Annotated in this window: 11 protein-coding genes and 4 pseudogenes; all 15 read left to right on the top strand. The window is 38.1% G+C overall.

What is annotated here, in order from left to right:
• Positions 1-684: ShlB/FhaC/HecB family hemolysin secretion/activation protein (locus ACFIKO_RS08355; RefSeq protein ID WP_375673735.1), on the top strand; the 684-nt coding region annotated here is incomplete at its 5' end.
• 90 nt (positions 685-774) lie between these two features.
• Positions 775-1,137: pseudogene (locus ACFIKO_RS08350) on the top strand (hypothetical protein); the annotation flags it as partial.
• Positions 1,138-1,258: 121 nt separating this feature from the next.
• On the top strand, positions 1,259-1,723 hold the full coding sequence (locus ACFIKO_RS08345; RefSeq protein ID WP_375620560.1) for an SMI1/KNR4 family protein: 465 nt from the start codon (positions 1,259-1,261) through the stop codon (positions 1,721-1,723).
• A gap of 106 nt (positions 1,724-1,829) precedes the next feature.
• A complete protein-coding gene (locus ACFIKO_RS08340) occupies positions 1,830-2,297 on the top strand; it encodes an SMI1/KNR4 family protein (RefSeq protein WP_375620559.1) in 468 nt (155 codons plus the stop codon).
• Positions 2,298-2,299: 2 nt separating this feature from the next.
• A pseudogene (locus ACFIKO_RS08335) lies at positions 2,300-4,880 on the top strand (DUF6990 domain-containing protein).
• Between the two features lie 112 nt (positions 4,881-4,992).
• Positions 4,993-5,319 carry an HNH/ENDO VII family nuclease gene (locus tag ACFIKO_RS08330; RefSeq protein WP_375673733.1) on the top strand — a complete coding sequence of 109 codons (327 nt, stop codon included), beginning with the start codon at positions 4,993-4,995 and terminating at the stop codon, positions 5,317-5,319.
• A 252-nt stretch (positions 5,320-5,571) separates the two neighbouring features.
• On the top strand, positions 5,572-6,042 hold the full coding sequence (locus tag ACFIKO_RS08325; protein ID WP_375620541.1) for an SMI1/KNR4 family protein: 471 nt from the start codon (positions 5,572-5,574) through the stop codon (positions 6,040-6,042).
• A gap of 191 nt (positions 6,043-6,233) precedes the next feature.
• Positions 6,234-6,713, top strand: coding sequence for a hypothetical protein (locus ACFIKO_RS08320; protein WP_375620544.1), 480 nt, complete (start codon positions 6,234-6,236; stop codon positions 6,711-6,713).
• 85 nt (positions 6,714-6,798) lie between these two features.
• Positions 6,799-7,071, top strand: a complete 273-nt coding sequence (locus ACFIKO_RS08315; protein WP_375673731.1) for a hypothetical protein — start codon at positions 6,799-6,801, stop codon at positions 7,069-7,071.
• Positions 7,065-7,196, top strand: a pseudogene (locus ACFIKO_RS08310) (hypothetical protein); the annotation flags it as partial. The gene ACFIKO_RS08315 and the pseudogene ACFIKO_RS08310, both read left to right, overlap by 7 nt.
• 39 nt (positions 7,197-7,235) lie before the next feature.
• Positions 7,236-7,820, top strand: coding sequence for a hypothetical protein (locus tag ACFIKO_RS08305; RefSeq protein ID WP_375620539.1), 585 nt, complete (start codon positions 7,236-7,238; stop codon positions 7,818-7,820).
• A gap of 119 nt (positions 7,821-7,939) precedes the next feature.
• Positions 7,940-8,551 (top strand): lysozyme, encoded by a 612-nt coding sequence (locus ACFIKO_RS08300; RefSeq protein WP_375673730.1) that lies wholly within the window; start codon positions 7,940-7,942, stop codon positions 8,549-8,551.
• A complete protein-coding gene (locus tag ACFIKO_RS08295) occupies positions 8,548-8,775 on the top strand; it encodes a hypothetical protein (protein ID WP_012754703.1) in 228 nt (75 codons plus the stop codon). The genes ACFIKO_RS08300 and ACFIKO_RS08295 overlap by 4 nt, the downstream gene beginning before the upstream one ends.
• Before the next feature lie 116 nt (positions 8,776-8,891).
• Positions 8,892-9,122 carry a hypothetical protein gene (locus tag ACFIKO_RS08290; protein WP_375673728.1) on the top strand — a complete coding sequence of 77 codons (231 nt, stop codon included), beginning with the start codon at positions 8,892-8,894 and terminating at the stop codon, positions 9,120-9,122.
• Positions 9,123-9,490: 368 nt separating this feature from the next.
• A pseudogene (locus ACFIKO_RS08285) lies at positions 9,491-9,760 on the top strand (type II toxin-antitoxin system YafQ family toxin).
• Positions 9,761-10,001: the final 241 nt, after the last annotated feature.

Genomic DNA, 10,001 nt, shown 5'->3' with positions numbered 1-10,001 from the left:
TCTGATAATTTTATTATGGGCAGTCGGGTTGATGTTTCCAGCCGTAAATTGGCTATTGCAACCTTTGAGCTTGATCATTCGCGCAAGTGGCTTGGAGGAGAATTAAGCGCACATATAGGGTTTCATAAGGGTTTGGCAATTCTTGGCGCTTATGATGATAAAGAGCAAGAGAATGCAACAAAAAATGCACCCAAAGGGCAATTTTCCAAATTGTCTTTTTCCCTAGGCTACGTGCGTCCTTTTTCGCTAAATCAGTATAACTTTCGCTATAACACCCTGTTTTCAGGACAATTATCACCCGACACGTTGTTTAGTTCAGAGCAAATATCGCTTGGTGGTAGTTCCTCTGTGCGCGGGGTGCGTGAGGCGATTTATTACGGCAATAATGGAGCGTTTTGGCGCAATGAATTATCGCTGTTGTTGCCAGGTTTTTCTTCGAGAATGGGGCGTAAATTTATGAGCCAATTTTCCCCTTATATGGCGCTTGATCTGGGAGCCGTGGCCAATGATGTAAGCAAAAACAGTTTTGGCGGGTGCTTCGTTGGGGCAACTCTTGGTTTCCATGCAACCGGAGACATTACGGATGTTGATGTATCTTATTCGAATATTTTAACCCAATCAACAGTGCGAGAAAAGGGAAATTCGACAGGGTTATTTCAAGTACGGGCATTATTGAGATTTTAGAGCAAAGGGGCGGTAAAAATATCGCTGCGCTGTTTACACCCATATGGGTTGTTTTTTTTAAGAGATAAAGAATTTTATGAGGAGCTGAAGATGCGGGGATTAAAGGATCAAAAGCATAGATTGGGATATGGATACAAGCGAGGAAAGCACGTTCTTTGTGTTTTGCAGCGGGGGATCCATAAGGGGCTTTCACTTGTTTTAAGTTTTTGCTTAGCTTTTCAGCCTTTGTTGTTGCAAGCACAAGCGCTTGGAGCGCGAAGTCCTGTCGCACAAGAAAGCCAAGGGATTAAAGCAGCTGATGGGGTTGGCTCTGTTTTCCGCCCCACGGTGGGAAAAGCTGGCAATGGTGTGCCGCTGATTGATATTGTTCACCCCAATGGACAAGGTCTTTCTCATAACAAATATGACAATATTATACAAATAACTTCTATGAATTCCTCTGTAAAAGAATTATAGCTAATTTGGAATGACGCTTTTGTTGGGCGGTTTCCTTTTGAAATACACTGTTAAAGCCGTCATCCTTTTTTGTTTTCAAAAATGCAAGAATTGTTAATCACTTTTAGGGGGATCATCTATGAAAACCTATACCTTAGCTGATGTTGCAGTACTAGTTGATAAATATAGCGATAGTATTGATTTTGGCTCTACAGATGAAGCAGTTGATGATGCGCTGATTGAAAAAGCAGAGAAAACTCTCGGTTTGCAGTTTACGTCTTCCTATAAAAGTTTTTTAAAAAACTATGGAAGAGGGGAAATTTGTGGTGAGGAAATATGTAGCGTTTATGATACAAACTTTGAGATTGTTCGTAGTGATGATATTGTTTATAAAAACTTAAATTATAGAAAAAATGGTTTTGCAACGCCACAGCAACTTATTGTTAGTAGAACCGATTTCGGAGAGACATTTTTCTTCGATTATTCTCAATTCCAGAATGGTGAGTGCCCGCTCTATCTTAGACTTCCACCTAGCGATCCCCAGTATTACGCAAGTAACTTTTATGAATTCCTCTGTAAAAGGATTAGAGATAACTTGAAGTAAATTTCTTTGTATGGTGGTTTTACTTCCGAATTGCAATGTTAAACCACCGTTATTTTCTCTTTTCAAGAATGAAAGCATCATTAATATTTTTTAGGGGGGATCATCTATGAAAACTTATACTTTAGCTGATGTTGCAGTATTAATTGATAAATATCCGGATGTTATCGACTTTGGCACTGCAGAGGATGCACCTGATGATATATTGATTGAAAAGGCTGAGAGAACTCTTGGTTTACAATTCACCTCGTCCTACAAAAGTTTTTTAAAAAATTATGGAGGAGGAGAAATTGGAGGTTATGAAATTTTTAGCATTTATAACGCAAGTTTTGAAGATAATCCTGCTGGTGATATTGTTTATTATCACTTAACAGATATAAAAAATGGTTTAGCAAAACCACAGCAGCTTGTTGTCAATAGAACAGATTTTGGTGAGACATTTTACTTTGATTATACTCAGTTTCAGGATGGTGAGTGCCCGCTCTATCTTAGATTTCCACCTAGCGATCCCCAGTATTACGCAAGTAATTTTTATGAATTTCTCTGTAAAAGAATTATGGAACACGCAGGGGCATGACGATGCGAACCAAAGATGTAACAGAAATTTTAAAAGGACTTGGTTGGGAATCTTACCGTGCTGAAGATGGTAGTATGTTTGCGCATTATCATTTTCCCGATCGCATTGTAGGCATTAGTTATGATGTTGTAGATTATGGAGAGGAGGGTGGAAAATTTCGGTTATCAGCTGATCTTACCACTGCTGCTTATTGCCTTGCTTGGGAATATGCTAGTGGTGAAGTATCACAAGATAAGTATGAATATACGCTGTTTTCTGCGAAAGAGGATTTCGATGTTACAGCTTCAGATCTCTCAGAAAGCCATGTTAAGGAATCTTTAAATAGGGTTATTGCTTGGGCGCAAGCACAAGATATTGAAAAAAAATTACATGAAGAAGCTGCTAATCATTTTGCTGTTGCAGAAGCATTACTTGGTGATATTGAGGCTTTAAAAAGTTCTAAGTTTACACCCCAATTACATGTACCAGAATTTGCAGCTTACAAAACAATAGGGTGGATTGAGCGCCTCATTCTTTTTGCGCAAGCTTATAAAAACGGGGAGTTAGATGACACTTTAGCGCGTAAAAAACCTAAACAGAGGTCGATGAGTCTTACAGCAGCAACTCGCATTTTTAAAATTCAAGGGTGGTTTTCCACAGAGCTTGGGAAAATGTGGTTGGTTTTGCCGGATCGTTTTATTAAGTTAGATTTTGGCTTTGTACATCTCTATGATCAGTACAATATTCATCTCGAAGCTGAAATATCTAATGAAGAGATTTCTGTAGCTTGCGAATATATTCACTATAGGGGAGAATATAATTGGATACGACCTACGGATATTTATAAGTCTTTTAACACAATTGGGGGAGGGATTTTTAGCGGTTTTGATAAAGGAATTGATATTTGTGTAGAGATATTGAATGAGCAAGAGTTGACAAAAATCTCTGAGCGGATAATACAATGGGCGCGTGCCCAAGATTTACAAGCATCGATCGAAAGCAAAACGCTTATCCAAAAATATAGCTATTATCCAGCTGTGATTTGGCATTTGGTTTGTTTAGCATTGACAGGTAAAATTGATATCCTAAAATCTTATCAAGATTCCACTGCGGTGGGTAAGATTCCTGAGCATTTGCAAAATCTTGATAAAGAACTGGAAACCCATGTTAACCATGCCGTTGAATTTGCTGAAAAACATCTGAAAATCCTTAATGAGCGAGAGGCAGCAGAAGCACATCTTAGTCCACAAGTTTTGATTACTTTCAATAAAGCTGCAGAGCAATTAAAAGAAATGGGTTGGACAGTTTATCGTGATAAAAACTACAATCGCAATGCTTATTTTATAAGTAAAGACCGTATCATCAATATAATGTATAACCTTCAAAGTGATGAAGAAGAGCCGATTGTTGCATTTAAGGCTTCCCTTTCAACACTTAGTTTTTCTACGGCTCATAGAGAGATTTTCTATAATATGCCTCAATATATAGCCCTCAAAGAAGCAGAAGAAGTTTATACAGTTTCTAGTACTGAATTGGATGAAGGCAAGCTAAAGCAGATCAGTGCGGATATTCTTGAATGGGCAGGTCGGCAAAATGTGAATCAAATCATTTATGATTATGTAGCTTTTCCCCCAGACAGTGAACTTGATCTTGTAGCGCGTCACCTTATTGCGCTTGTTTTGATTGGGGATGTTGAAAAGCTCAAATCTTATAAGGAGAATTTTAGAAAGGGAAATCCTTTAGGTTTTGTGGAAGAAATCTCAAAATATAGAATTGATAATCTCCTCACTCTTGCACGGGGTTATCGAGCAGGTTTTCCGAAAAATGCACCGATTTTGAGCTTGGATCCGCAAACAGCATCTGTTGCTTCCAAAACTATTGCTGTTGAAGTGGCAGAGGAAGTGGATGAAGCGGATGACACTGATGATCGTCTCACCATGGAAAGTGCTCATGCACTTTTAAAAAGCTTAGGCTGGTCAACCGAGAAAATCAATGAGAATGACCATATGGCAAGCTATCAATTGGCTGATCGTGAAGTAGATATTCTTTATAACGACGAAATTGCCAAAGATTGTCCGCAATTTGATAGCGCCTTTATGATTAGCACGGGCATTCTTTCCACCGCTTGTAAATTCATTGATCTTACCCACACGGAAGATATTCCAGATATACAGCTTAATTTTGAAGCCAAGGGATTAGAAATCTTTGAACCAGAAGTCACTGCGGATCGTTTAACACAGGCGCTTGATGATGCTTTAGAATGGGCGGTAACAGACATTGACCTTTCTAAAAGACTTCGCTCTGATTATGGCACTGCTCCTTGGGAAAAAGGCGCCACGTCTAAAGCAAACGATACGGATTATGCTTTGCTTCATCTTGGCACTCTTGCTTTGTTGGGTGATGATGAAACTTTGCAATCTTATCAGAAAAGCTTTACGGCAGGGGATCACCTAGGCTTTGACGAGAGCATCCAACAGCTTCATCTTGAACGTGCATTAACTTTAGCCAAAGAAGTAGCAAAGATGAAGCAAGTGAGCTACGCTTTGATTAAACAGGTGGCAAAAGGATTTCGATAATCACTCAGAGCTTTCTAGCGAGGAATAACCTCGCTCTTGGAAGGAGAGTTTATTTAAGTCTATTTAGAACAAAGAATAAATTGATTATTTTGAAAAAATCGAGGGGATTATGAATCATGAAATGGATAAAGAAAAAAAGTATGGGGGCAGCTGAGCCTGTGGCATTTAAAGGTCAAAAAGTTTATCAGGAAGATGAACTGTTTGATCCTGAAACAGTTTCTTCTTGGAAAGAAAAAGGACACATAATAACAGGTACAAATGTGGAAAGAATGGCATCAGGAAGAGCTCCTATTGGAGTCGATTGTAGGCCTATTATGTTACATCCTGTGACACAAGAACAAGATAGTCCTCTCGTTGAGGTTCTCTACTCATTTTATCAAGGCAGGAGTTTGCTTTCTCCTATGAATCCAAAGACAAATTTTATCAGAAAAGTTATTTGTTGGATTTCAAAAAAAATTTCTAAGTAGGAAAAAAAGAAAAAGTAATTATTGCAAATATTAGAGTAATGTCCCTAAAAGGCGCTCTCTAAACTTTAATGATCACCTCCTTTAATTATATCATATATTGTAAATGCGAGATGATTTTACAGACACAGATGAGAAAAGAGCTCCTTCAAGAAAATATCCCTTATGATTCTATCAATGTAATCCCAATTCCATTGGCTATGGTAGAGAAATATTGATCAGTAGAAACACGCTGTGACTTATGGAGAAAAATTTATGAAAAGTTATACTTTATCGGATGTTGCACAATATATTGATATGCATAGTCATGCTATTAATTTTGGTACTAAAGATAATGCCCCTGATGATGTAAGGATTAAAACAGCTGAGAATACTCTCGATTTACAATTTACCTCTTCCTATAAGGGTTTTTTAAAAAATTATGGAGGCGGAGAAGTTGGAGGTGAAGAAATATTCAGTATTTATGAAATCTGTGCTGGTATTCCTGCTGGTGATATTGTTTACCGAAATTTGCTCGATAGAAGAGATGGCTTTACGAATCCCAAACAACTTGTTATCTGCACAACTGATTTTGGTGAAACCTTTTACTTTGATTATACTCAATTTCGGGATGGAGAGTGCCCGCTCTATCTTAAGTTTCCACTTGATGATCCCCAATATTACGCAAGTAATTTTTATGAATTTCTCTGTAAAAGAATTAAAGAGTATGCAGGGGAAGATTTATGAAAACCTATACCTTAGATGATGTTGCAGTATTAATTGATAAAGTTAATAAATATAATGATGATATTATCAATTTTCGTACTGAAGAAAATGCGGCTGATAATCTACAGATTGAAAAAGCGGAGAAAGCTCTTGGTTTGAAATTCACATCTTCTTACAAGAGTTTTTGGAAAAAACTATGGAGGAGGGGAAAAATGAAAAAAATCTTAAAACTATTGAGCAGCATGGCTCTCTTAAGTACAGCTGGATGTCAGTTAGGCAATCCTCCCCCATCGACTTTGGTTTTATGGGAAAAGCCTAAAGCAGATCGGGCTGTAATCGAACAATCACTTTTAAAATGTGGCTGGAAACCGGTTTATGCTTCTTCTAGTGATATGAATTCGTATGCAAGTGAATTTGCTTCAGTATATGAGTGCATGAAAAAAGCAGGTTTTCGATATAAATTGCAGGATTCAAAGGGGATTTATTTTACACAACCTCCGAAAAGTGATTCGTTCCTAACCGATCTCATGATAGCTGGATATCAGCAATTTATGAACAATGATACTTTTGGTCTAAGCAAAGCGAGCAAGAAGGAACGGGCCATGATAACTCATTTTGAGAATGAAAGAAAACGTCAACAAACAAGAAAATCTTTGCAAAAGCGATCATCAAAGCATCCTACCCATTCTTAAAGAGTTAGTTGAACAAAAAGCACGAATGATGGAGGGAGTCAAAATAGTGCTCTTCTTTATTCAAGCGGATGAGACGTTGAATCTAATGGTTGATCAGCTCACCAACAAGGCAACAGTAGGTTTTCTTTCCACTTATTTTTTAGAGAATGTGCGTTTTGATCAGCATCACAGAATTCTGGAAGCCGATCCGAAAAATAGAAAAGGTCTTGTGATCAATAAAGGGGCATGTTTTCGCTTTTATCATGGTGGTGAGAATGGGGGTAGGTACCTCTTTTACCGCGTTCCAGGGCGTGGAAGGATGTCTTTTGACGAAGATCTTGAAGCAGGAAAGGATTATTATATACATATCTCATCCTAAAAGATCAGACGAATGAGATATCCTTTAAAATTTCGCAAAATCCGACGGCTCCTGATGGCTATACAGAGGATAATTCTGAAAAGATTGGCGGATTTCATACGCTATGTGCGGATGTTGGTGAGATTGAAGGTCATCTCTTATCGGGTTATCAAGCGGGGAATGTTTTGCCCAATTCTGTTTGGTGTTTAAATCACCATCCACGTAGTGGCCTAGAGGGAATGGTTTACAATCCGTGGCATAATATTTGGGTTGATATTTATCTTCAATCAGGGACAGGTGTAAATGCAAAGTCGGCATACGGTATTCCGATTACGACCAATCGTAGTTATGAGGATCATGCATTTGATTTTTGGTCTGTTAATAAGAGATTTTTGACGAGTGATGAGTTCTCGCCATGTATGTATGGAAGTAATCAAACAACCAGTATTACAGGCAATCAAGCGCCTTCTCCTCAGACATCTGGAGGACACGTTGATACAAACAATAGACGGATGATTTCGTATATCGGTTGTGAGGATGGTTACGGTTATGTGTGGCAATTTTTGTCTGGTTGTTATCCAGTGACTAAATGGCATACAGGGGAACAAGGAAGCAGTTTATGTGTAGACATAAATGTTATGTTGGGAGGAGGCGATTGGACTGGTGGCTTTAACAATGATCATCTTGTGCGGAACTTTGCCCATTCTCGTTATGTCGAAGATGAAAAAATAGGCGCCTGTGGATGTAGCGATCCATTTTATTATAATTAGCGCTAGATTGATTAGAACATCATTTTATGCCGCCCCACTTATGTGGGGCTTTTTTTATGGAGCGTCAGATGAGAAAGATATCGAAAGAAGGATTAGAACTTATCAAATAATGGGAAGGTTTGCGTTTAGAGGCTTACAGAGATACGGCATGTGTTTGGACGATTGGTTATGGTCACACCAGTAATGCGGGTCACCCCCTCGTCAAAAAAGGCATGTGTATTAACAAAGAGCAAGCAGAAGAAATCCTTTGTGAAGACTTAAAGCAATTTGAGAAGACGGTAGAGGAATCGGTCACGGTTTCGTTAACGGATTGCCAATTTGCGGCATTGGTCTCGTTTTGCTATAACGTGGGAACAGCTGCTTTTTGCAAGTCAACATTGTTGAAGAAGCTTAATCAAGGCGATTATGAAGCCGTACCTGTTGAATTACAGAAATGGAATAAGGTCGGTGGGAAGCCTCTTGCGGATTTAGCCAACTGTCGAGCAGCAGAAGCAGGATTATGGGCAAAAGGGGCTTATGTTTCTTCGAATTATCAAAGGTTAGAAACGAAAACGGCAACCGGACTTCTTAAAATAGAAGCACTTGCCCCGATTATAGGGTCTTGTTCAGGTTTTGGTGGCTTGTTAGCAGGCAATGGTCCCATTCAATGGGCATTAGCAGGCATCATGGTTTTAGCGGCTGTAACGGGCATAGCGATTGTCGCCAAGCGTTTTCGGGAGCAACGCTTATGATTTTTTGGCTCAAGAAATATTCTCTTATGTTTACAGCGGCTTTAGCCGTTTTTTTTATGGCTTTAGCCAAGGCGTTTCACCTTGGCAAGCAAAGCGAACGGCAAAAGCAAACAGAGAATGCTTTAAAGACAGCAACAACGCGGCTTGAGGTAGAAAATGAAGTTAATCAAAAAAGTGATGCTGGTGTGCGCTCTGAACTTTCTCGTTGGGTGCGCGGCAAATAGGTCTGTTTCTTGTGGTGGCTGGTTGCCCATTTATTTGGATAATAAGGATGTTGCGGTCATCAGTTCCAACCTTGCAAGAGATATTTTGAAGCATAACAAGCAGGGAGCCCATTTATGTGGTTGGAAAGATGGTCAAGAAACGAAGCACCAAAGATAAAGATCTTACAGAAAAAGAACAACAGCTTCTTCACGAGATGATAGAAACCTATCAAGGTTTAAAGATGATGTCACGCATCATGAAATTGATTGCCTTTATTGTCTTTATGTTTGTAATAGATTTTTCCCGTTTTGTGGACGCCGTAGAGAATAGCTTCTCACACCTCAAAAAGTGGATAACTAATAGTTGAAAAACTTTTTCTTTAAGAAAAGAAATTAATATTAATGATAAGTTACACTATGTTTAACTAAGTTAAATTATTTAACTAAGCTAAATAATGTATAATCATCAAAATTCTTAAAGAGGAAATATTATGAGTGAAAAAAGTGATTATAGCAGCTAAAGTAGATATAAATCTAAAAAGCGCATTTATGGCTATAGCTGAAATAAAACACCGTCCAGCATCTCAATTTTACGTGATTTTATTCGTGTGTACGTTGAAAATAATAAGATACTCAATAAAGAAACGCTTGAAATTTTTCATAAAACCGATAGCAATGAAGATGTTTTTTATGCTGAAAATATTGCTGATTTGATTAAGCAACTGGATATCTGATCATGCGTTCAGTGAGTTATTCAGGAAAGTTTAAAAAGGATGTAAAACGAGCAAAAAAGCGTGGAAAAGATATGCGAAAGCTCACAGAAGTTATGCAACGTCTAATTCATAAGAAGCAATTGCTATCTATTTTAAATGATCATGCATTACAAGGGAATTAGAAGCTTTGTCGAGATCTTCATATAGAACCCGATTGGTTATTAATTTATATAGTTGATGAAGAGTGCGTCCATTTTGATAGGACAGGTACGTATTCGGATTTATTTAAGTAAGAAGTTGATTATGCCCTAAACTGATTCGCAATAATTGAGAGGCATGTCACAAAATCCTATTTCTTAATCTTTATTTACGAATCCCTCATATTTAAAAAATATAATAAAAAAAGATACTAAATAAGGAAAAAAGAAGGTGGTGCCCAGACGCGGCAAGCAGGGGCTTAGCAACAAGATTCAAAGTATATAAAGATGTGTAAGGGCGTATTGATGTCTATAGCTTTTTATGATTCAATAAAAA

The sequence above is a fragment of the Bartonella sp. TS82HLJMH genome (assembly GCF_042193495.1).
In the GTDB taxonomy this organism is placed as follows: Bacteria; Pseudomonadota; Alphaproteobacteria; order Rhizobiales; family Rhizobiaceae; genus Bartonella; species Bartonella grahamii.
The sequence above is the reverse complement of the archived record's forward strand: the minus strand, read 5'-3'. Positions and strand labels throughout refer to the sequence as shown.